Raw genomic sequence first — 21,751 nt, 5'->3', positions numbered from 1 at the left:
GAAAAACCTTACAGTTTCAGGCCCAGCCTCGGGCCGAGCGCCATCATGGCCAGATAAAGCGCCACGGTCAAACCGCAACCGGCGAGCAAAGACGGATAAAAGCCGACGCCCTTGCGCAGCAGGAGCGGAATCAGCAGAAACATCGGCAAAGACGGCAAGACATACCAGAAGGTCGCCTCGGCGTGGGCCGCCATATTGGCCGCGTCGGGACGGTCGCGCCACAGCCATAACATGCCCATGACCGAAATCAGCGGCAGCGAAGCGACCAGAGCGCCAAAGGCGGGCAGGCGCCGCGCCAGCTCCGACACGATCGCGATGATCACCCCCGATACGCCCGCCTTGATCAGCAGATACAGCATGACTTCCCTCGCCTGACGAAAAGACTTGTCCGACTCGCGCCTTGTCGTTAACAAAAGGTTAATGACGCGCGACAAGCTCAAAACCTATGCGAAATACGCCGCCTACGCCAGCCTCGGTCCGATCACCGGCCCATGCGTGGCGGGCATTGTGCGGCATCGCGAAAAGGATCCGATTCTGGCGGGCATGTATGGCGTTCTGCTGGTGTTGATCTGGGTGCAATTACCCGCCTGGACCGCGCACGCCATTGAGGCCTTGCAGCATATGCAGGCCCTGCGCTGATCCGCATAGCAGCCTGAGGCGTACCCTCCTTTAGACACGGAGGTTCCCTATGCGCCGGCTCGCCCCCCTCGCCGCCGCCCTCTTTTTGACCGGTTGCGCCACCGTCCCGGTCGGGGCCGCTAGCCACCCCCCAAGCATCGACATGACGCATTACAGCGGCACATGGCTGGAAATCGGTCGGCGTCCGATGTGGATCACCAAGGACTGCGTGGCGGGCTATACGACCTATAGGCCCGGCTCAAAGCCCTCCGAAATCGCGGTTGAGGATGGCTGCCACGACAAGACGCCGGACGGTAAGCTGAAAGTCATTCACGGGCGCGGCGAATTGCTGGATGCGGGCGCTGGTAATGCGAAACTGCGCGTGCATTATCCGTTCTTCATCACCTTCAACTACTGGGTGCTGTACGAAGCGCCCGATCATAGCTGGTTCATCAGCGCCGATCCTAAGATGCACAATCTGTGGGTCTACAGCCGCGCGGTTCCCGACGCCGCAGCGCGCGCGGTGATGGTGCAGAAGGCCAAAGACCTTGGCTATGATGTCAGCCAGCTTGAGTTTCCGGCGCAATAGGCCTCTTGACGAAAACTCCGGCTTCGCGTTTCAGGAGGGCATGAGCCTTACCCTCGCCACGCCCGCCGACCTGCCCGCCGTCGTCGCCCTCGTCAATTCCGCCTATCGCGGCGACAGCGCCAAACAGGGCTGGACGCACGAAGCGGACCTGCTGGGCGGCCAGCGCATTGATATTGAGGGATTAAGCCTCGATCTGGAAAAACCCGGCGCGCGGCTGGGCGTATGGCGCGATAGCCCCGACGGCGACATTCTGGCCTGTGTCTGGCTGGAGCCGGCGGGCGCGGCGAAACTGTATCTGGGTATGTTGACGGTGCGCCCCGACCTGCAAGGCCGCCAGCTGGGCCGCCACATGATCGCCGCCGCCGAAGACCTGGCCCGCGCCGAAGGCATGAAAACCATGCGCATGACGGTGATTGCGGCGCGCGCTGAACTGATCGCATGGTACGAACGGCGCGGCTATGCGCGCACCGGCGAAACCCAGCCCTTCCCCTATGACGACGAACGCTTCGGCCTGCCGCAGCGCGACGACCTCAGCTTTGTTGTGCTGGAAAAACCGCTTTAGCGCTGGCTGCGCAGGGCGCGGGTGATCGTCTGGTCGAGGGTTTGCAGGAATTGCGAGCGGCTGGCGGCGGAGAAAGGCGGCGGGCCGCCAGTGATCTCGCCGGTCGAGCGGATATGCTCCATCAACGCCCTTTGCGCCAAAGCCGCGCCGATGCTGTCGGAGGTAAAGGGTTTGCCGTTCGGGGCGACGGCGTGTGCGCCCTTCGCCAGCACGCGGCCCGCCAGCGGAATATCGTTGGTGACGACCACATCGGCGGGCTCGACCTGATCGGCGATCCAGTCGTCGGCGACGTCCGGCCCGGCATCGACGATCATGCGCTTTATGACCTCGGATTTCGGGATCTGGATAAAGCTGTTCGAGACGACCCAGGTGACCAGCCCGTAGCGCGCCGCGACCTTATAGGTTTCGTCCTTCACCGGGCAGGCGTCGGCGTCGATATAGACGATCACCGCCACGTCAGACTTCGTCTTTTTTCTGTTGAGCGAGCTTGGCCAGCACGCGCCCGCGCCCACGGGTGAGCGCCGTCACCACGCCGCGCCAGGTGCGCACCTCCTGCTCGGTCATCTGGGCGCGGTTAAGCGTGACGCGCAGGTTGCGCACCATCGACTCCTTCTTTTCCGGCGGATAGAAGAAACCGGCCTTTTCCAGCTCGTCCTCCAGATGGCCGTACAGGCCGTGCATATGTTCGAGCGCGGCGGGGACGTCCATATTCTGCGTAAAGGCGGGCTTGGGCGCGTCCATGACCTGCAAGCGCCATTCGTACAGCACGATATTGACCGCCTGCGCCAGGTTGAGGCTGTGGAAATGCGGATCGACCGGGATGGTGACGATGGCGTGGGACAGCGCGATGTCGGAGGTTTCCAGCCCCGCGCGCTCGGCCCCGAACAGCAGGCCGGTCTTTAAGTGCTGGTGCGCCTGCCCCCAGGCCTGCGACGCTGCTTCGCGCGGCGTGATGACCGGCAGTTGCGTCTCGCGCGGGCGCGCCGTGGTGGCATAGACATAGGTCAGGTCCGCCACCGCATCGGCCACCGTATCATAGATTTTCGCGCCTTCCAGCGGCCAGAAGGCGCCCGACGACATCGCCCAGGCCCGCTCCTGCGGCCAGCCATCGCGCGGATTGACCAGCCGTAATTCCTGCAGGCCGAAATTGGCCATGACGCGCGCGACCGAGCCGATATTATCGGCCAGTTGCGGCTTGTCGAGAATGACGCACGGCAGGGTCAGGCTGGGGTCGAGCGGCGGCGCAGGGCGGGAGTCTTTCATAGGGGCGGCTTATAAACGCAACCTGCGCCAGATGGAAACGGCCTTTATCGGCTAGCCTGCCAGACAAGCACGATTATGGCCGCCATGCACAAAAGAGCGGTCAAGTTCGCAAACCACATTTGGTGCGGCTTTTTTGTTTCAGGATGTCGCGCACGATATGCGCGAGTGACGCGAAACACACCAGAAGGCGGCCAGCGCCAGCGATAATGATCACCTTCAATATCCATACGCATTTCGGTCAGCAGACCATTCGTGATCGCCATGCTGATGATAAAGCCAAACCATAGCACCAGACCGATTCCAACCTCGGCAGCCACCTTTACATTCAGATGCATGTCGCCTCCCCCCCAAAAAATACCTGCAACCTACATCTTTGGAGACGCCCCCTCAATACTGAAGTTTGCACTTGACTATTGCGCAATCCGTGAAATACTGAAGCTACAACTTCACCATGGAGAATCCGCCGTGACCGAACCCGTTGTCCACGCCACCTTTGTTATCGAAAAGACCTATCCGCATCCGCTTGATAAGGTGTTCGCTGCCTTTTCCGACCCGGCTTTCAAAAGCCGCTGGTATGCGCGTGCGCCCGGCGCGGCGGGCGGAGACTTCGACATGGATTTCCGCACCGGCGGGCATGAGCGCATGCGCTATGTCATGGCCGATGACACACCGTTTCCGGGCGCAATTCTCGCGACCGAGGGCCTCTATCTCGACATCGTCCCGGAGGCGCGCATCGTCACCGGCTCGAACATGGCGATGAACGGGCGGGTGTTCTCCTCGTCGCTGCTGACCTTCGAGTTCGCCGCTGAGGGCGAAGCCACGCGCGTCACCGCCACGCATCAGGGCGCTTTCTTTGAACACGCCGACGGCCCGGCCATGCGCGAGGACGGCTGGCGCAAGCTGCTTGAGCGCCTGGGAGAAAGCCTTGACGCCTGAGGTCGCCAAGGTCTTTTACGCGCTCGGCGATCCGACGCGGCGGGCGCTGATCGAAGCCGTGACCGACGCGCCGCTGTCGGTGTCGAAGCTGGCCGAACGGCTTAACGTCACCCTGACCGCCGTCGGCCAGCACTTGCAGGTGCTGGAGGCGGCCGGACTGGTGCGGACCGAAAAGCTGGGCCGCACCCGCACCTGCCGGTTGGCCCGGCCCGGTCTTGACGCGCTTGAAAGCTGGATCAAGGCGCGTAAATCGCCGCTGGAGCAGGCGCTCGACCGGCTGGGCGATGTGCTGGATGAAACCTAGTTAGCGAATAGAAGCTCGCCCTTGTCTTCAGAGCCGATCAGAAGCGGACCTTCCGGTTTATAGGGCAGCTTACGGCTTTCCTGTTCGCCGGTTTTCGACTGCCGGGCGGTGTCCAGCACGTAGCCGTTTAACGGCTCGCCCCCAACATAGGTTGAACCATTAAAACGCCAGCGAAAATCATAATTGTCCCATGCACTGACGTGCACACTAATGGCCAGATCGCGGTGAGCGTGGCTCGAAGCCACAAGCAGGTGGATCGGTTCATGGCCGTGCATTTCGCCAATTATCTTAAAACCTGCCTTAGCTTGTTCGACCACGAGAATGGTGCAGTTGCCGGTCGCGCCGCACCAACCGCCACCCGTTACGAAGACCAGATAGTTGTGTCTTTTCGCGACGTCCGGCAATTGCGCTACTGTCAGGCGCGACACCCTGACGTCTGTGGCGTCCCCCATGCGATAGCGCAACTGACCCGCCACATAGGCTTTCACGGCCTTGGGCGCATGCGCCATCGCGAGCGATTTCGCCGACGCCCCCGGCGCGCCTCCGGACAGGATCAGCCCCAGGACCAGCGCAACCCATATCTTCATGACAGCCCCTCCATTGTCTTTAAGAAGCGCACAGGCGCACATCCTCCGCAACCGCCAATTTACCGTTTTGACGGCTTCCGCTTTTCGTTTATACGGCTTGGCGTTAGCGGCCCCTCGCGACCCTGTGCGTCCCTGGGGCAGGCTCCGTTGGAAAGGACATTCTCATGGCTAAAATCAAGGTCGCCAATCCGGTCGTCGATATTGACGGCGACGAAATGACCCGCATCATCTGGCAGCTTATCAAGGACAAGCTGATCCACCCGTACCTCGACATCGATCTGAAGTACTATGATCTGGGCATGGAAAACCGCGACGCGACCGACGATCAGGTGACCGTCGATGCGGCCAATGCGATCAAGCAGTACGGCGTCGGCGTCAAGTGCGCGACCATCACGCCCGACGAAGCCCGCGTGAAGGAATTCAACCTCAAGAAGATGTGGAAATCGCCCAACGGCACGATCCGCAACATCTTAGGCGGCGTCGTGTTCCGCGAGCCGATCATCTGCAAGAACGTGCCGCGTCTGGTGCCCGGCTGGACCCAGCCGATCATCATCGGCCGCCACGCCTTCGGCGACCAGTATCGCGCCACCGACTTCCTGGTCCCCGGCGCCGGCAAGCTGACCATGAAGTTCGAAGGCGACGACGGCACGGTCAAGGAATACGAAGTCTTCAAATTCCCGTCGGCGGGCGTCGCCATGGGCATGTACAATCTGGACGACTCGATCCGCGACTTCGCGCGCGCCTCGTTCGAATACGGTCTGGGCCGCAACTATCCGGTCTATCTCTCGACCAAGAACACCATCCTCAAGGCCTATGACGGCCGCTTCAAGGATCTGTTCCAGGAGGTTTTCGACGCCGAATATGCCGACAGGTTCAAGGCTGCGGGCCTGACCTACGAGCACCGCCTGATCGACGACATGGTCGCCTCGGCCCTGAAATGGTCGGGCGGCTTTGTCTGGGCCTGCAAGAATTACGACGGCGATGTCCAGTCCGACACGGTGGCGCAAGGCTATGGCTCGCTGGGCCTGATGACCTCGGCCCTGGTCACGCCCGACGGCAAGATCATGGAGGCCGAAGCCGCGCACGGCACGGTCACGCGCCACTTCCGCCAGCACCAGAAGGGCGAATCGACCTCGACCAACTCGATCGCCTCGATCTTCGCCTGGACGCAAGGCCTGGCGCACCGCGCCAAGCTGGATGGCAATGATGAACTCATGAAATTCGCCAAGACGCTGGAAAAGGTCTGCGTCGATACGGTCGAGGCCGGGTTCATGACCAAGGACCTGGCCCTGCTGGTCGGCCCGCAACAGGGCTGGCTGACCACCGAAGGCTTCCTTGACAAGATCAGCGAGAACCTGACCAAGGCGATGGCGTAATCTTCGTGGGGGAAACAATCTTTCCCCCACGTACCCCCTTTGAAAAGCCGCTCCTTTCGGGGCGGCTTTTTTGTTGCCCGCTGTGTGGCAAGCTGAAATAGTCCGCCGCAATGACAACAGGAGTTGAGACGATGCGAATTTGGACGGGAATGGCCTTGATGGCTTTGACGGCGATCATGGTGGCTGGCGCGGCGCAAGCGGAGGTCGCGCTGCCTCTGACGACAGGCGGGCGCGTTGCTCAGGACGACCACGGCTACAGCTTTCAATGGCCGGGCGCCTATTTCGAGGGCCGCTTCAAAGGCGCCTCAGCGACGGTCCATTTCGCGCCGAGCCATGACATTTTCAACATCTATCTCGACGGATTGAAGACTCAGACCGTATTGGCCTCGGCGACGCCCGAAGTGGTCATCAGCGCGGCGGACGGCGACCACAGCTTGCGCATAGAGCGCGCCACCGAGGACCAGAGTCAGATCGCTCACTTCAGCGGCGTCACCGTGCCTGACGCCAGCGATGTTCTGTCCGCGCCCGCGCCGGAAGCCCGCCAGATCGAGTTCATCGGCGATTCCTACACGGTCGGTTACGGCAATATATCGCCCGTCCAGCAATGCACGCGCGAAGAGGTCTGGGCGACCACCAACACCTCACAGGCTTTCGGACCTGTCACGGCGAAGCACTATGACGCCGATTATCAGATCAACGCCATTTCCGGCCGCGGCAGTGTGCGCAACTATAATGGCTCGCCCGGAGATCACTTGCCCGTCGCATGGCCTTATCAGACTTACGCCAAACAGGCGCTTTACGACAATCCCGACTGGAAGCCCCAAATCATCGTCATCGGTCTTGGCACCAACGACTTCACCACCCCGTTGAATGACGGCGAAAAGTGGAAGACCCGCGACGACCTGCATAAGGATTACGAAGCGACCTACGTCAAATTCGTGCAGACTTTGCGAGCCAGAAATCCGCAGGTCTTCTTCATCCTGATGGCGACCGATCAGGTGGATGGCGAAATCCAGTCCGAGGTGCAGAAGGTTATGGCCGCCTTACAAAGCGCAGGCGAGACCCGCATCGCCTTCCTGCCCATGAACCACCTATCTTTCGGCGGCTGCGATTACCATCCGACCATCGCCGACGATAAGAAGGTTGCGGATGAGCTGATCGCCTTTATCGACGGGCGCCCGGATATATGGCAGGGCAAGTAAGGGACCAAGATGCGTCTGTTCCGCTGCGACAATTGCGGCAATCCGATCCATTTTGACAACCGCGTCTGTCTCAATTGCGGCTTCCGGCTCGGGTTTGCGCCCGAAGCGCTGGGCATGTACGCCCTGACGCCGCATGAGAGCGACCCGAACCTGTGGCGGCGCGTCGATACTCCGGCGCGCGCCTATCGCTTCTGCGCCAATGCCGAACACGATATCTGCAACTGGCTGGTTCCTGAAAGCGACGCGGAGCCGTGGTGTCAGGCCTGCCGCCATAACGGTCTGGTGCCGGACCCGAACACCGAGGAGGGGCTGAAACGCTGGCGGCGCATCAATGAGGCGCAGCGCAACCTGTTTTACGCCTTTCTGCGCTGGGATCTGCCGCATCCGACGCGCAAGGAAGACCCGCAGGGCGGTCTTCTGTTCGACCTCAAGAACGACGAAATCCTGCCCGACGGGTCGTGCAAGCCCGCCCTGATCGGCCATGACGAAGGCCATATCGTCATCCGCGCCGCCGAGGCCGACGACCTGACGCGCGAGCAGCAGCGCGAGCTGATGAACGAGCCGTACCGCACCCTGCTCGGCCATTTCCGCCATGAGACCGGGCATTTCATCTGGAACAAGCTGGTGCGCGACGCCAATAAGCTGGACGGCTTTCGCGCTGTATTCGGCGACGAGCGCGCCGACTACGGCGAGGCGCTGCAACGGCATTACGATCAGGGCCCGCCGCCGGGCTGGGGCGCCAGCTATATCAGCTTTTACGCCACCACCCATCCGTGGGAGGACTTCGCCGAATGCTTCGCCCATGTGCTGCACATTGTCGATACGCTGGAGACGGCGCAGATTTACGGCATAGCCATCGAGCAGGAGGTCGGCCTCAATCCCTATGAGGCGCGCGATTTCGACTGCATCGCCGACGCCTGGATTCCGTTAAGCGTCGCGCTCAACGCCATCCATCATTCGATGGGCGAACGCGACCTCTATCCGTTTATCCTCACCCCCGCCATCCGCGCCAAGCTGGCCTATGTGCATGGGCTGATCACGCGGCAGGTTTAGAGATTAGAGATTAAGCAGGGCGGGATCGCCGCCCTGCGCGGTGATGTTGACGCTGACCGCGCGTTCGGAGGCGAAGCGCGTCAGGGCCAGCGGGCCGCCCGCCTTGGGACCGGTGCCGGACAGGCCTTCGCCGCCGAAGGGCTGCACCCCGACCACGGCGCCGATCACCGAGCGGTTGACGTAAACATTGCCGGCCGGAACGCTGCGCATGATCCGCTCTGCGAATGAGTCCAGCCGTGAATGCACGCCGAGCGTCAGGCCGTAGCCGCGAGCAGCCAGCGCCCCGGTCATCGCTTCGGGAGCCTGCGAATCGTAGCGCACAATATGCAGGATCGGGCCGAACACCTCGCGCTCAAGCTCGGACGGATCGCTGATTTCAGCCAGGGTCGGCGCGAAGAAATGCCCGTTCAGCGCTACCGAAACCGAGGCGCGGTGCAGCACCTGTCCACGCGCTTCGAGCGTGTTCAGATGCAGTTGCAGGGCCTCCTGGGCATCAAGGTCGATCACCGGCCCGACATCGGTGGTGAAGTCCGCCGGATCGCCGATCTTCAGCATATCCATCGCGCCCTTGAGCGCGGCGATATAGGAGTCCGCCAGTTCATTCGGCAGGAACAACAGGCGCAGCGCCGAGCAGCGCTGGCCTGCCGAACCGAAGGCCGAGACGATCACGTCATCGACCACCTGCTCCTTGAGCGCGGTCGTATCGACGAACATGCCGTTCAAGCCGCCGGTCTCAGCAATGAACGGGACGATCGGCCCGTCCTTGCCCGCCAGGGTGCGGTTGATGATCCGCGCCGTATCCGTGCCGCCGGTGAAGGCGACGCCGGCAATGCCCGGATGCGCGACCAGGGCGGCGCCGATCTTCGCCCCGTCGCCAGGCAAAAGGGCCAGTAGGTCGGGATGCAGGCCCGCGCCGTAGAACAGCTTGACGGCCTTGTGCGCGATCAGCGGCGTCTGCTCGGCGGGCTTGGCCAGCACGGCGTTGCCCGCCGCCAGGGCGGCGCAAATCTGGCCAGTGAAGATGGCCAGCGGGAAGTTCCACGGGCTGATGCAGACAAAGACGCCGCGTCCGTGCAGTGAAAGCAGATTGCGCTCGCCCACCGGGCCGGTCAGAACCGTCGGCGTCCCGAACTGTTCGCGCGCCAGTCTGGCGTAGTAGCGGCAGAAGTCGGCGGCTTCGCGCACCTCGGCGATGGCGTCGCCCCAGGTCTTGCCCGCCTCGCGCACCATGACGGCGCAAAGGCTGTCATGTTTTGACTCCAGCGCATCGACCATCGCCTCCAGCACGCGCGCGCGTCCGTCGCCGCCGAGATCGTTCCACGCCGGTTGCGCGGCGACGGCGCGCTCGAACGCTTCGTCGATCATGGCCGGATCGGCCTCATGCACTTCGCCGACAATGCGCGTCAGATCGGCGGGCGCGAAGACATGCGCCGCATAGGTCGAATGCGGTTTGCCGCCGATCAGCGCGTTCGACTCTTTACGTTCGCCATCGAGCTTGTGCACGGCGGCGCTCAGGCGGTCGCGCACGGCGGCGATGGAGATGTCCGGGCCGTGGCTGTTCAGCCGGTCGCCATACATGTCGCGCGGCAGAGGCAGGCGGGCATGACGGAACGGATGCGCGGCGACGACCTCGACCGGATCGGTGATCACGTCCTTCGGATCGAGCTTTTCATCGAGCAGCACGTTCACGAAGGAGGAGTTGGCGCCGTTTTCCAGCAGGCGGCGCACCAGATAGGGCAGCAGGTCTTCGTGGCCGCCGACCGGCGCGTAGGCGCGCAGGGGGAAATCGCCGAACGCCTTTTCGGCCTCGTCGTAGAGCGCTTCGCCCATGCCGTGCAGGCGCTGCGATTCCACGACGACGCCCGCCTCCTGCGCCATCAGCCGGATCGCGGCCAGCGAATGAGCGTTGTGGGTGGCGAACTGGGCATAGATATGCGGCGCGGCGTCGATCAGCATGTTCGCGCACACCAGATAGGACAGGTCGGTCGCCGCCTTGGTGGTGTGGACCGGATAGTCTTCGCGCCCCATGACCTGCGCGCGCTTGATCTCGGTGTCCCAATAGGCGCCCTTGACCAGCCGGACCATCAGCCGACGTCCGCTCGATTCCGCCAGGGCGCGCAAGGCCATGATCACTTCAGGGCAGCGCTTCTGATAGGCCTGCACGGCCAGCCCAAGCCCCTTCCAGTCGCCCAGTTCCGGCTCGCGCGCCAGCCGGTCGAGAACTTTCAGCGACAGGGCCAGCCGGTCGGTCTCCTCGGCGTCGAGGGTGAAATTGATGTCGGCCTGTGCGGCCTGAACGGCCAGGCGCTTCAGGCGCGGATAGAGGTCGGCCATCACATCGTCGATCTTTGCGGCCTCATAGCGCGAATAGAGGGCCGACAGCTTGACCGAAATGCCGTGATCGGCTTCCGGGCCTTTGGTAGCGACTTTCGACAGGGCGGTGATGGCGTCGGCATAGGCCTGGGTGTAGCGCTCGGCGTCGGCTTCCGTGCGCGCGCCTTCGCCCAGCATGTCGAAGGAGCAGAGATAGCCTTCTTTCTTGGCGCGTTTCAGCGCCGCCTCGATGGTGCGGCCCAGCACGAACTGCTCGCCCATGATGCGGATGGCCCGCGCCACCGCGCGACGGATCACCGGCTCGCCGACGCGCGCGGCCAGATTGGTGACATAGCCGCCAAGATCGGTCTTGGCCTGTTCCTCGACGTCGATGATGCGCCCGGTCAACATCAGCCCCCAGGTCGAGGCGTTGACGAACCAGTTGTCCGACTGACCCAGATGCGAGGCCCAGTCAGCGGAGGAAATCTTCTCGGCGATCAGGTCGTCGCGCGTCGCCTGATCCGGCGTGCGCAGGAGCGCCTCGGCCAGACACATCAGGGCCAGACCTTCGGCGGTGCCGAGCGAAAACTCCTTGAGGAAGCTTTCCACCACGCCCTGCTTTTTGGAGGCCTTGCGCGTGGCGGCGACGAGGTTTTCGGCGTCCGCACGCACCTTGGCGCGTTGCGCCGCGTCCAGCGGCGCGGCCTTGAGCAGCCAGGCGCAGATCGCCGCATCCGACATATATTTGTGATCGTCCAGCCGGTCCCAATCCACGGGCGCCTTGATCGGCGCGGCAACGAAATTATGAACAGTGTCGGGCATGGAACGGCGCTCCGTGAAGGGACTCATCGTTGCCTGCGATACTACCACATTTTGCGCAAAGATAGCGCCGTTTCAGCATGACCTCGGCGGCGGATCATGCCGATCGGGAAAGCCTATCCGGCCTTGAGCCGGTCGCGGTAGCGACGGCTGCCCAAAAGCGTGCGGCCATCGCTCAGGGTCAGATGCGGATCACCCGCCGCCGTCACCGAAATTTCGCGGATATGCTGGCGATGGACCAGACGCGAGCGATGCACGCGCGCGAACGCCGCGCCGAGCCTGCCCTCATACTCAGCCAGGGTTGCGCGCGCCAACAGCGGCTTGCCCGTCGTCAGATGCAGTTCGACATAATTGCCCGCCGCCTCGACGCTGACGATCTCGTCCGGCGTCAGGTATATGGTGCGGCCGTCGGCGCGGACCTCGATGCGCACGGGCGGAGACGGATGTAACGGCGCGCGCAACCGCTGATGCGTCCAGAAGATGCCGCTGATCAGCACGAAGGTCAGGAAATCCTTGCGGCCTTCATAGATCAGCTCCAGCGGCAGGCGGCCATTGGAAAAATTATAATGCTGGCCGACGAGAAGATAGCCGAGATGCCGCAACAGCACCATAACGGCGATATGGCCACCGGAAAACAGCAGAAAACTGACGATCTGCGCCGTCAGAAAGCGCGCGACGCCCGCCTGCGTCCAGTGAAAACGCCGCCACGACCACCACAGGGCCGGAACGAAGACCAGTATGCCGATATAGCTGGAAAACTCCCACAGAGTCGGCTTCCAGGCCGCCAGGTCGGGGTTTTCGATCAGATTTGAGGAGATATTGACCAGGATGACGGCCAGCAGAAAGCCCGCGATCACGCCGAACAGGGTCAGGGGCGGCCAACCGCTTGGCCCATTCTTACCGCCGTTCGTCCCAGAAGGATCGCCGCTCGCCACCGTCCGTCCCATCCGCCCCGCCTCCAATGGCATTGAGATGGCGTCCATCGCTCACGAATGTCAAGTCTGTTTCCGGGCGCTGGAGATCGAACAATGGCGATAAAGACTGAGATAACAAAACCTTACATGAAACCCTTAACAAGAGATTATACGGCGGCGGGGCTGGCCCTGCTGGCCTTCTGCCTCCATGCGCTGTTTGCAGGCCGCTATGATGTCTTTCGCGACGAGCTTTATTTCATCGTCTGCGGTCGCCACCCCGCCTTCGGTTACGCCGACCAGCCGCCGCTGATCCCGCTGCTGTCCGCCTTGTTTTACGGCATGGGCCACAGCGTCTGGCTGCTGCGCCTGCCCGCCACGCTGGCGGCGGCGGCGCTGGTCGGGCTGTCGGTGCGGTTTGCGCGTCTTCTGGGCGGCGGCGGCTTCGCGGCTGTGCTGGCCGGACTGACAACCATGATCGCACCCATGCTGATGGGCATGGCCAGCGTCTTCAGCACCACCTCCTTCGATCCGTTGGCCTGGACGCTGATCGCCTGTCTGCTGGTCAAGGCCGTCAGGGACGGAGATCGTATGGCGCTGATCGGCTGCGGCGTCGTCGCCGGGCTTGATCTGGAAGCCAAATACGCCCTGCCCTTCTGGGCGGTCAGCCTGATCATCGGCCTCGTCCTGACGCCGCAGCGGCGCGTGTTCGCGCTGAAAAGCCTGTGGCTGGGCGCAGGTCTGGCGGCGCTGATCGGCCTGCCCTCGATCATCTGGCAGGCGGCGCATGGCTGGCCGTTTCTCGAACTGGCCGCCGCCGCGCGCGGCAAGAACGTCGCCACGCCGCCGCTCAGCTTCCTGATCAATCAGCTTTTCGTCATGAACCCGCTTCTGGCCCCGGTCTGGATCGCCGGGATCGTTGCGCCGTTCGTGATCGCCGCGCTCAAACCGGTGCGCTTTCTGGCCATCGCTTTCGTCGCCTGCCTGCTGCTCACCCTGCTCACGCATGGCAAGGACTATTATATCGCCGCGACCTATCCGACGGTCTTCGTCATCGGCGCGGTCGCCTGGGGGCATTGGCTGAAAACGCCGAGCTTGCGGGCCGCCTTCGCCGTATGGCTGACGCTCGCCGCCGGTTTGTCCGCCGCCATCGCGCCCATGGCCATGCCGGTCCTGCCGATCCCCGCCCTGCGCGCCTATATGCAGCATGTCCCGCTCAAGCCGCAGAAGCAGGAGAAAAGCTTTGCGGGCACGCTCTTGCCGCAGCTTTTCGCCGACCAGCTCGGCTGGCGCGACTTCACCGTGCAGGTTGGCGCGGCCTGGCGTCAGATTCCCGCCGCCGAGCGCGCCCATACCGCCATCAAGGTCGATAATTACGGCGAAGCCGCCGCGCTCGACATCTATGGCGGCGCCGATGGCCTGCCCCCGGCCCTGAGCGGCCATAACCAGTATTATTTCTGGGGTAAAACCTACCTCGAACACGCTCGCCCGCCGGTCAATCTGCTGGTCGTGCAGCGTCACCCCGAACGCCTGCGGCCCTATTGCCAGCAGACGATCATCTACCGCACGACCCTTTCACCCGACGCCATGGCCAGCGAAAACGGCAAGATCATCGCCTTCTGTCAGGGCCTTAAGGTCAAACTGGCCGATGAATGGCCGAATATAAAGCATTTCGATTGAGGTCCGCCGCGCGCCTTGACCCTCTGTGCGCCGCGATGTTAGCTCCTCCCGGCGGTTGGGCCGCCGGGAGGTTTGCATGTGGCTGGATGAGGCGCGAAAGGTCGAAAGCTTCGAGGGTGTGGACCGCGCGCGTTTTCGATCCGAGATTCAGTCGCGCCAGCGTCCCGCCATTCTGAAAGGCGCCGTGCGCGACTGGCCCGCCGTCGCTGTCGCCGCACAGGGCCCGCACGCCCTGGCCGACTATTTCAAGGCGCGCGCCAATGATCGCAAGGTGCTGTTCCAGTCGATCCCTGCGGACATGACGGGCCGTTACAGCTTTTCCGACGATCTGCGCGGCCTGAACCATCAGCAGCGTCAGCTCGCCTTTGGCGATCTGGTCAATCTGATCCTGCGCGATATGGACGATCGGGCGGCGGCGACCCATTATGCAGGCGGCGTGCCGGTGAATGTCATCATGCCCGCCGTCGCCGAAGAAAACCGGCTGGACCTGATGGACCCCGCTATCGGGCGTCAGGTCATGCTGTGGATCGGCAACCGCACCCGCACAGCCGCGCACTGGGATCTGCCGCAGAACCTCGCCTGCGTCGTCGCTGGGCGGCGGCGTTTCACCCTGTTCCCGATCGAACAGATTGACAATCTCTACATCACGCCGCTGGACCTGACTCTGGCGGGCCAGCCGACCAGCCTCGTCGATTTTCACGCGCCCGATTTCGACCGCTTCCCGCGCTTCCGGGACGCCATGCCCCACGCCGAGGTCGCCGATCTGGAGCCGGGCGACGTCCTCTACCTGCCCAGCCTGTGGTTCCATCACGTCGAATCGCGCGACGCCTTCGGCGCCATGATCAATATCTGGTGGCGCGAAGGCCCGGCCCACCTGACGCAGACGACGCCGCTTCTGACCCTGCTGCATGGACTTCTGACCCTGCGCGACCTGCCCAGGGCCGAGCGGATGCGCTGGCGTGTCCTGTTCGATCAGTACCTGTTCCAGCCAGAGGCCGAAGGCGCCGCCGTCGCCCATATCCCCGATCACGCGCGCGGCATGTTCGGCGCCATGACGCCGGAGACGGAACGCGCGCTGAAATCCCATCTGATCAAGATGTTAAGTCGTTAGCCTCTGTGGATTTTTCACGGATTTCCGTATAGTCTGCGAGTCGCGGAGCCTTGGTCCGCGCGTATCCGGGGCAGGCTGTGTCTGTTGCTATCCACCCCCTCGTCCTCAAGGGACGGCAAGCGTTTCAGGCAGGCGACGTCACGGGCGCCCTCAGCCTGTGCAGCATGCGGCTGAACGAGGCGCCCGACGACCTGATGGCGCTTGAACTCAAGGCGGTGATCCTGCAGGCGCGCGGCGATCTTCAGGGCGCAGAAGCCATTATGCGGCAGGCGATTGCGCACGATGGAACCTGCGTCTGGGCGCTCAACGACCTGACCGAACTGCTGCGCCGCACCGGTCAGCGCGCCGCCGCCGAAACGGCTGCGCGCGAAGCGGTCATCGCCTGTCCGGACGACGCGCAGGCGCATCTGAATATGGGGGTGATTTTCGGCGATGCGGACAACCTGCCCGCCGCCGAATGGCACAACCGCCGCGCCCTCGAACTGGCCGGGCCGCACCCGCAGATTCTGACCAATCTGGGCCTGTGCCTGTACAATCAGGGCCAGATTGACGAGGCGCTCGATGCGTTGTTGCAGGCGCACAGGCTTGAGCCCAACAGCGCCATGCTGATGGCGCACGTCTCGCGCTGCTTCGAGGCGCGGCGCGACATGGCCGACGCCTTTCAATGGCTGGAAAAGGCCGAGGCCGCCGGACGGCGCACCGGCGAGGATTTCACCCTGCTGCGCGCCCTCTATCTGGCCAATGCCGACAATCCCAAGGCGGCGCTCGACCTGATCGACGCGGCGAAGGCGCCTTTGGCCGGACCGGCGATGCTTGACCGCGCGCGGCTTCTCGACCGGCTGGGCCGCCATGACGCGGCGTGGCGCGGCTTTCTCGACGCCAAGGCGCAACTGGCGCAGGAGATGCGGCTGAGCTACGACGCCGACGCCGTGCAGGACGAATTTGCGCGCATGGCGCAGCTCTTTTCGCCGTCGCGCATGCAGCGTCTGCCGCGCGCCGCCGCGCGGTCCGACATCGCGCAGCCTGTGTTCATTCTCGGTTTTCCGCGCTCCGGCACCACTCTGATCGAACAGGTGCTGAGCGCGCACCCGGACGTGGCGGCGGGCGGCGAACTGCGCTTCGCCCATGCGTGGCGCGCCTTGAGCGAACAGATCTTGCCCGGCGCAGCGGCGTTCCCGGAACGCATCGCCCAGATCGAGGCGGCGGATTATCGTCACATCCCCGGTTTGCTGCGCGACGACTATCTGAACCGCGCGCAAAGGCAAGGCCTGACGGACGGCGCGCGCCTGTTCACCGACAAGATGCCGCTCAATGACGTCTATCTGCCGCTGATCCGGCTGGCCTTCCCACAGGCGGCGGTCGTGCGCATGATCCGCCACCCGCTTGATGTGCTGATCTCCATACTGTCGCACAATCTGACGCATGGCTATAATGCCGGTTTCAGCCCGGAGACGATTGTGGAGCATATGCTGGCGCAGCATGCGCTGAACCGGGCCTATGACGCGCTCAATCCTCAGGTTTTCGCGTTGCGTTATGAGGATTTCGTCGCCGATCCGCGCGGCTGGACGCTGCGGCTGTTGTCGCATGTCGGCGTCGGTTTTCATGACGCCTGCCTGCGTTTCCACGAGAACCGCCGCCATGCCCCGACGCCATCCTATGCGCAGGTGAAAAAGCCTTTGAATGCGCGCGCCGTCGGGCGCTGGCGGGCCTATCGCGATCATCTGGCGCCCTATGCCGAACGTCTGGCGCCGGTGATCGAAGATCTTGGCTACAGCCTGTAAAGAACAAGCCCCGGCGGGCAGCCGGGGCTTATGGAACCTTCGGGGTCGCGAAGGGGGATAAACGGCGATGTGAGGAACGACCGGCTTGAAGATGTCAAAGGTCCGCCGCCAAGTTGCGGCGCAAGCACACAGGATCCTTTGACGCCGGACAACCGCCGCCTGTGACGTCCGGCGACCCGTCAGGCGGTCAGCGGCGGGAGAGGAGTCGCTTCAAGAACCGCTCCCGCCCTGACAAACGCAGCCTAGTACTTGAAGCGGAAGCCCGCATAGAAGGTCTGGCCGTAATCGTAATAGGCGCGCGGTATGCTCGGATTGCCAACGAAGTAGTAGAGCTTGCTGTTGCCGAGGTTCTGCGCTTCGACCGTGATCGCGATGTGCTGCGTCAGGTTGTAGTCGAACGAAGCGTCCAGCGTGCCGTAATTGTCCTGCCACATCGGGGTGGCGCGGTCGATGCCGGACTGGAACTTCGAGCGGTAATTATACGCCAGGCGCGTCGAGACCCTGCTGTTTTCATAGTACAGCGTGGCGTTGTAGGTGTACTTGGAATTGCCGTCGATGGCGCTGCCGTTGGCGGCTTTGCCGTTCGAATTGGTGAAGTTCAGGATATAGCCGAAACCGTCGGGCAGCGGCTGCTGCAGCGAGATTTCATAACCGGTGTCCTTCGCCTTGCCGCCATTGCCCGGTCCGGTCAGGGTGAATGCGTGACCCTGCGGATTCTGCTGGTCGACATAGAAGCCGGTAAAGGTGTTCGAGGTGATGAAGTTCGAGAAGTCGATGTCGAACAAGGTGACCGAGAACAGGGACTGTGGCGCGAAATACCACTCGACGCCCAGATTGTACTGGTTGGCCTTGTACGGATCGAGGTTCGGGTTGCCGCCCGCCGTGCCGGTATAGTTGGCGTCGTCGAGGCTGTAAGCGCCCGCCAGTTGCGCGAAACCCGGACGCGTCATGACGGTCGAGGCGGCCGCGCGGATGATCACATCGTCTGTCGGCTTGAAGTTCAGGGTCGCGCTGGGCAGAATATCCCAATACTCATGCTTGGTGTCGACCTGAGCATAGGCGCCGAACACCGAAGGCGTCGTCGTCATATTCGGCGTGACATTGGTGGTGTACTGCGTCGAGGTCTCGTTGGTATGGACGGCGCGGACGCCGATATTGCCGTTCCAGCGGTCGCCGCCCAGTTTGGCCATCACATAATAGGCGTCGGTCTTTTCATGTACGGCGAACGAGGCCGGGGCGTAGAAGCCGAAGATTCGTCCGCCATTATGGCTGTCTTCGTAATCGTAAACGGCCTGACCGTTGGCGAAGGTATAGGTCGGCAATCCGCCGATGTCCGAACCATAATTGTCCGGCGTGATCCCGCCCTTGTAGACGGTGGCCAGATTGATGCCGCCGGCGCCGTTGCCGGCCCAGCTATAGGCGATGTCGTCGAGACGGCGGGTGTGATCGGTGTAGCGGATGCCGGCATTGATCGACTTGAAGACGCCGCTGTCCACGGCGTATTCCAGATCGAGCTTGCCATAGGCCTCGCGATCCGGCGATTTGACGGCGCCGCCCCATGACCAGCTCCACTGATTGTTCAGGTAGGCCGCAGAGGTCGGATCCTTTTCGATGCCAGGGTAAGAGACCTTGGCGGTCGGATTGCCCAGCGTATAGCTGGCGCCCGTGCCAGACCAGAAGGTTTCCCACGCCGCCGAATCATCGGTGTCGCCCTCGCCCGCTGTAAAGCCGAGTTGCCCCTTGACATTCAGCTTGTCCGTCGCCTGCCAGTTCATGTCCATGTTCAGGCTGTACGAGTCCGAATGCGCCTGACGGAAGATGTCGTCCTGCACGATCGTGCCTGTCGGGTTGGACGGATCGGCCTTCCAGCTCGCCGAGGTCACGTAATCGCCGGAGACCGTATAGTCCGTCAGCAGGCTGCCCGGCACATTCTTGCCCAGCGCCTTGACCATGACGCCATTTTCCATGTGATCGGAATTCGCAGTCAGCAGGCGCGAGCCCCACATCATGAAATTGTGGTTCTCGTTATTGGCCTCCAGGTGCGTGTAAAGGCCCGAAAAATCCAGTTCGAACGTATCGGACGGCTTCCATTGCGCGACGATATTACCGCCTTTGCGCGTGCGACGCTGGGTGAAATAGGCGGCGCCGATCAGCGACGGCACGTTCAGGTTCTGACCGGTAGCCGCCCAGTCGGTGACCGTGGTGTAGCCCAGAACTTCCTGGCCGTCGCGGCGGAAATCGCGCTGCTCATAGAAGGCACCGACCAGCACGCCGAAGGTATGCGCGCCGTTCTTCCAGGAGTACATGCCCGACAGTTGCGGCGTCGTCTTGTCCGGGCGCGTCGAATAGAGCGCCTCGACCGAGAAGGCCGCCGTATTGGACGGTAGGTCCAGCGGCTTGCGCACATGCACGTCGACCGTGCCGCCCATGCCGCCTTCGGGCAGGTCGGCGGACGAGGATTTGATCACATTGATCGTGCCGACCACTTCGGAAGGCAGCATGGTGTAGTTAAAGGCGCGCCCGCCCGCCGTCTGGTCCAGCACGAACCAGTCGCCGGTCGCCATATTGTGGCCGTCCAGCAGGGTCAGGTTCAGGTTCGGATCTGTGCCGCGGATCGAGATATGCTCGTTTTCACCGAAGCCGCCGCCCGCCGAGGTACCGGTGACGACATTGACGCCGGTGGCGCGCGACAGGGAGTCGGCGACGTTCTTGTCCGGGAACTTGCCGATGTCTTCAGCGGTGATCACCTCTTCGACGCGGTCGGAGCTGCGCTTCTGACGCAGCGCGTCCTGCAGCGACTTGCGGATGCCGGTGACGACAACCGTAGTCGAATCGTCTGACGGCGCGGCGGCGGCGTCCTGCGCGTGCGCGACCGTGGCGGTCGCGCCCAGCGACAGCGCGAAGCCGAATCCGGCGACCGCGCTGGTCATGAGTATATGGCGTTTGAATGTCATCTCTGGTCTTTCCCTATTCGTGTCGCCTGCGGCGTAGGCGAGCCCCAAAACCTTGGTGTAAGCGCCGCTTCGGTGATCTGTGGATCGGTCCGGTTTCTATGCCAGAATAAGACCTGAACATACCAACCTAGTACCTAAACCGGGAAAAGAGCTAACTTTCACGTCGCCAATGTGTCAACTTTAAAACGGTTATATCTGCAATTGGTCCGCTCTTGTGTAGGATATGTGACATATATATCGCGGTTATTGTCCGATAATATCCTTAAAAATAGCGAATTTGCGCAAAATTCTCAAAAAGAGCGGGAAATTTCATCACGGAGATTGCAATTCCGCCGGAACTAAGCCATACCACTTCTATAAATTGGTATTATAACCGAGGGGAAGCCGATCATGCCCGCCGACGCCACGACCGCCGCCGACAGCTCGCCGCAAAATCCAGCCCGAAAGACGCCATGGGGCGCGGTGCTTTTGTTCTGCATGCTGTTCTTTATCTTCGGCTTTGTGACCTGGCTGAACGGGCCGCTGATCACCTTCGTCAAGCTGGCCTTCAATCTGACGGACGTTGAGGCCTTTCTGGTGCCGTCGGTCTTTTATCTCTCCTATTTCTTCCTGGCCCTGCCCTCGGCCTTCATCCTGCGCAAGACCGGCATGAAGCAGGGCATGGCGCTGGGCCTCCTGATCATGGCCATCGGCGCGGCGGGCTTCGGCCAGTTCGCGACCATGCGCATCTTCCCCGGCGCGCTGGTGTCGCTGTTCGGCATCGGCATGGGCGTGTCGTTGCTGCAAACGGCGTCCAATCCCTATATTTCGGTTCTGGGTCCGATCGAATCGGGCGCGCAGCGCATCGCGATTATGGGTCTGTTCAACAAGGGCGCGGGCTTCATCGCGCCGATCGTCGTGGGAACGCTGATCCTTTACGGCATGAAGGATTTCGCCGATCAGGTCGCCGCCGCGCCAACCCCCGCCGCGAAAGAGGTTCTGCTCAACGCCTTCGCCGCGCGCATTCATACGCCCTACCTGTTCATGGCCGGTCTGCTGGCCTGCCTGGCCGTCTTCACCTGGTTTTCGCCTCTGCCCGCGCTCGGCGACGACGCCAACCCGGATTCGGGCAAGGGCTCAGCCTTCGCCATCGTGCAGATGTTTTTCGGCTTTCTCGCCATCTTCTTCTATGTCGGCGTCGAGGTGCTGGTCGGCGACGGCATCACCACCTACGCCAACGGGTTCGGCCTGCCGCTCGATCTGACCAAGTTCTTCACGTCGGGGGCGCTGATCGGCATGATTCTGGGCTATATCGTCGGTCTGATCGCCATTCCGCGCTTTATCAGCCAAGAGAAATATCTGAGCTGGTCGGCGGTTCTCGGCATCGTTCTGGCGATCTGCGCCTTCGCCACCAAGGGCTATGTCAGCGTCGGTTTCGTCGCGGCGATGGGCTTCTCCAACGCCATGATGTGGCCCGCCATCTTCCCGCTCGGCATTCGCGGTCTGGGCAAGCTGACCGAGTTCGGCTCGGCCCTGCTGGTCATGGGGATAGCGGGCGGCGCGGTCATTCCGCAGATATTCGCTCACCTGAAGGAAACCCTCAACTTCCAGCTCGTCTATGCGGTCCTCGCCATCCTCTGTTACGCCTATGTCCTGTTCTTCAGCCTGTTCGCCGGACGCGCGGGCAAGGTCGCCAACACACAGGCTTGAACC

The 21,751-nt window shown here is 62.7% G+C and carries 20 protein-coding genes; 12 read left to right on the top strand and 8 right to left on the bottom strand.

What is annotated here, in order from left to right:
- Nucleotides 1–8: 8 nt before the first annotated feature.
- On the bottom strand, nt 9–359 hold the full coding sequence (locus ACTHLA_RS05160; protein WP_440186015.1) for a DUF3147 family protein: 351 nt from the start codon (nt 357–359) through the stop codon (nt 9–11).
- Nucleotides 360–420: 61 nt separating this feature from the next.
- Between ACTHLA_RS05160 and ACTHLA_RS05155 the strand changes: the two genes are divergently transcribed.
- From ACTHLA_RS05155 to ACTHLA_RS05145, 3 genes are read left to right on the top strand one after another with little or no spacing between them, the layout of a single operon-like run.
- The gene (locus ACTHLA_RS05155; protein WP_440186014.1) at nt 421–639 is read left to right on the top strand and encodes a hypothetical protein; all 219 of its coding nucleotides are present in this window, start codon (nt 421–423) and stop codon (nt 637–639) included.
- A gap of 49 nt (nt 640–688) precedes the next feature.
- On the top strand, nt 689–1,207 hold the full coding sequence (locus ACTHLA_RS05150; RefSeq protein WP_440186013.1) for a lipocalin family protein: 519 nt from the start codon (nt 689–691) through the stop codon (nt 1,205–1,207).
- Between the two features lie 40 nt (nt 1,208–1,247).
- Nucleotides 1,248–1,769 (top strand): GNAT family N-acetyltransferase, encoded by a 522-nt coding sequence (locus ACTHLA_RS05145; RefSeq protein ID WP_440186012.1) that lies wholly within the window; start codon nt 1,248–1,250, stop codon nt 1,767–1,769.
- On the opposite strand, the gene ACTHLA_RS05140 is transcribed toward ACTHLA_RS05145, so the two are convergent.
- From ACTHLA_RS05140 to ACTHLA_RS05130, 3 genes are read right to left on the bottom strand one after another with little or no spacing between them, the layout of a single operon-like run.
- A complete protein-coding gene (locus tag ACTHLA_RS05140) occupies nt 1,766–2,224 on the bottom strand; it encodes a YaiI/YqxD family protein (protein WP_440186011.1) in 459 nt (152 codons plus the stop codon). The two genes, ACTHLA_RS05145 and ACTHLA_RS05140, sit on opposite strands and share 4 nt — an antisense overlap.
- A 1-nt stretch (nt 2,225) precedes the next feature.
- Nucleotides 2,226–3,032, bottom strand: a complete 807-nt coding sequence (locus ACTHLA_RS05135) for an RNA methyltransferase (RefSeq protein ID WP_440186010.1) — start codon at nt 3,030–3,032, stop codon at nt 2,226–2,228.
- A 44-nt stretch (nt 3,033–3,076) separates the two neighbouring features.
- Nucleotides 3,077–3,367, bottom strand: a complete 291-nt coding sequence (locus ACTHLA_RS05130) for a hypothetical protein (RefSeq protein WP_440186009.1) — start codon at nt 3,365–3,367, stop codon at nt 3,077–3,079.
- Between the two features lie 130 nt (nt 3,368–3,497).
- On the opposite strand from ACTHLA_RS05130, the gene ACTHLA_RS05125 reads away from it, so the two are divergent.
- Nucleotides 3,498–3,968, top strand: a complete 471-nt coding sequence (locus ACTHLA_RS05125; RefSeq protein WP_440186008.1) for an SRPBCC domain-containing protein — start codon at nt 3,498–3,500, stop codon at nt 3,966–3,968.
- The gene (locus ACTHLA_RS05120) at nt 3,958–4,272 is read left to right on the top strand and encodes an ArsR/SmtB family transcription factor (RefSeq protein WP_440186007.1); all 315 of its coding nucleotides are present in this window, start codon (nt 3,958–3,960) and stop codon (nt 4,270–4,272) included. The genes ACTHLA_RS05125 and ACTHLA_RS05120 overlap by 11 nt, the downstream gene beginning before the upstream one ends.
- On the opposite strand, the gene ACTHLA_RS05115 is transcribed toward ACTHLA_RS05120, so the two are convergent.
- A complete protein-coding gene (locus ACTHLA_RS05115; RefSeq protein WP_440186006.1) occupies nt 4,269–4,859 on the bottom strand; it encodes a hypothetical protein in 591 nt (196 codons plus the stop codon). The two genes, ACTHLA_RS05120 and ACTHLA_RS05115, sit on opposite strands and share 4 nt — an antisense overlap.
- A 164-nt stretch (nt 4,860–5,023) precedes the next feature.
- Here ACTHLA_RS05115 and ACTHLA_RS05110 point away from each other — a divergent pair, with 164 nt between their 5' ends.
- The 3 genes from ACTHLA_RS05110 to ACTHLA_RS05100 all read left to right on the top strand — a co-directional run bounded on the left by ACTHLA_RS05110 (nt 5,024) and on the right by ACTHLA_RS05100 (nt 8,490).
- Entirely contained in the window at nt 5,024–6,235 is a 1,212-nt protein-coding gene (locus ACTHLA_RS05110) for an NADP-dependent isocitrate dehydrogenase (RefSeq protein ID WP_440186005.1), read from the top strand.
- A 158-nt stretch (nt 6,236–6,393) separates the two neighbouring features.
- Nucleotides 6,394–7,437, top strand: coding sequence for a GDSL-type esterase/lipase family protein (locus ACTHLA_RS05105; RefSeq protein ID WP_440186004.1), 1,044 nt, complete (start codon nt 6,394–6,396; stop codon nt 7,435–7,437).
- Between the two features lie 9 nt (nt 7,438–7,446).
- Nucleotides 7,447–8,490, top strand: coding sequence for a zinc-binding metallopeptidase family protein (locus tag ACTHLA_RS05100; protein ID WP_440186003.1), 1,044 nt, complete (start codon nt 7,447–7,449; stop codon nt 8,488–8,490).
- Between the two features lie 3 nt (nt 8,491–8,493).
- On the opposite strand, the gene putA is transcribed toward ACTHLA_RS05100, so the two are convergent.
- Nucleotides 8,494–11,625, bottom strand: a complete 3,132-nt coding sequence (gene putA, locus ACTHLA_RS05095) for a bifunctional proline dehydrogenase/L-glutamate gamma-semialdehyde dehydrogenase PutA (protein WP_440186002.1) — start codon at nt 11,623–11,625, stop codon at nt 8,494–8,496.
- Nucleotides 11,626–11,738: 113 nt separating this feature from the next.
- On the bottom strand, nt 11,739–12,569 hold the full coding sequence (locus ACTHLA_RS05090; RefSeq protein WP_440186001.1) for a LytR/AlgR family response regulator transcription factor: 831 nt from the start codon (nt 12,567–12,569) through the stop codon (nt 11,739–11,741).
- Nucleotides 12,570–12,683: 114 nt separating this feature from the next.
- On the opposite strand from ACTHLA_RS05090, the gene ACTHLA_RS05085 reads away from it, so the two are divergent.
- The 3 genes from ACTHLA_RS05085 to ACTHLA_RS05075 all read left to right on the top strand — a co-directional run bounded on the left by ACTHLA_RS05085 (nt 12,684) and on the right by ACTHLA_RS05075 (nt 17,105).
- A complete protein-coding gene (locus ACTHLA_RS05085; protein WP_440186000.1) occupies nt 12,684–14,213 on the top strand; it encodes an ArnT family glycosyltransferase in 1,530 nt (509 codons plus the stop codon).
- Between the two features lie 76 nt (nt 14,214–14,289).
- Nucleotides 14,290–15,324: a cupin-like domain-containing protein gene (locus ACTHLA_RS05080; protein ID WP_440185999.1), complete on the top strand. Its 1,035-nt coding sequence runs from the start codon at nt 14,290–14,292 to the stop codon at nt 15,322–15,324.
- A gap of 77 nt (nt 15,325–15,401) precedes the next feature.
- Nucleotides 15,402–17,105: a tetratricopeptide repeat-containing sulfotransferase family protein gene (locus ACTHLA_RS05075; protein ID WP_440185998.1), complete on the top strand. Its 1,704-nt coding sequence runs from the start codon at nt 15,402–15,404 to the stop codon at nt 17,103–17,105.
- A 242-nt stretch (nt 17,106–17,347) separates the two neighbouring features.
- On the opposite strand, the gene ACTHLA_RS05070 is transcribed toward ACTHLA_RS05075, so the two are convergent.
- Nucleotides 17,348–20,059: a TonB-dependent receptor gene (locus tag ACTHLA_RS05070; protein ID WP_440185997.1), complete on the bottom strand. Its 2,712-nt coding sequence runs from the start codon at nt 20,057–20,059 to the stop codon at nt 17,348–17,350.
- 390 nt (nt 20,060–20,449) lie between these two features.
- Here ACTHLA_RS05070 and ACTHLA_RS05065 point away from each other — a divergent pair, with 390 nt between their 5' ends.
- A complete protein-coding gene (locus tag ACTHLA_RS05065) occupies nt 20,450–21,748 on the top strand; it encodes a sugar MFS transporter (protein WP_440185996.1) in 1,299 nt (432 codons plus the stop codon).
- The last annotated feature ends 3 nt before the right edge of the window (nt 21,749–21,751 follow it).

The sequence above is a fragment of the Asticcacaulis sp. genome, assembly GCF_051956075.1.
Lineage (GTDB): Bacteria > Pseudomonadota > Alphaproteobacteria > Caulobacterales > Caulobacteraceae > Asticcacaulis.
This window is presented reverse-complemented; position numbering and strand designations above follow the sequence as displayed.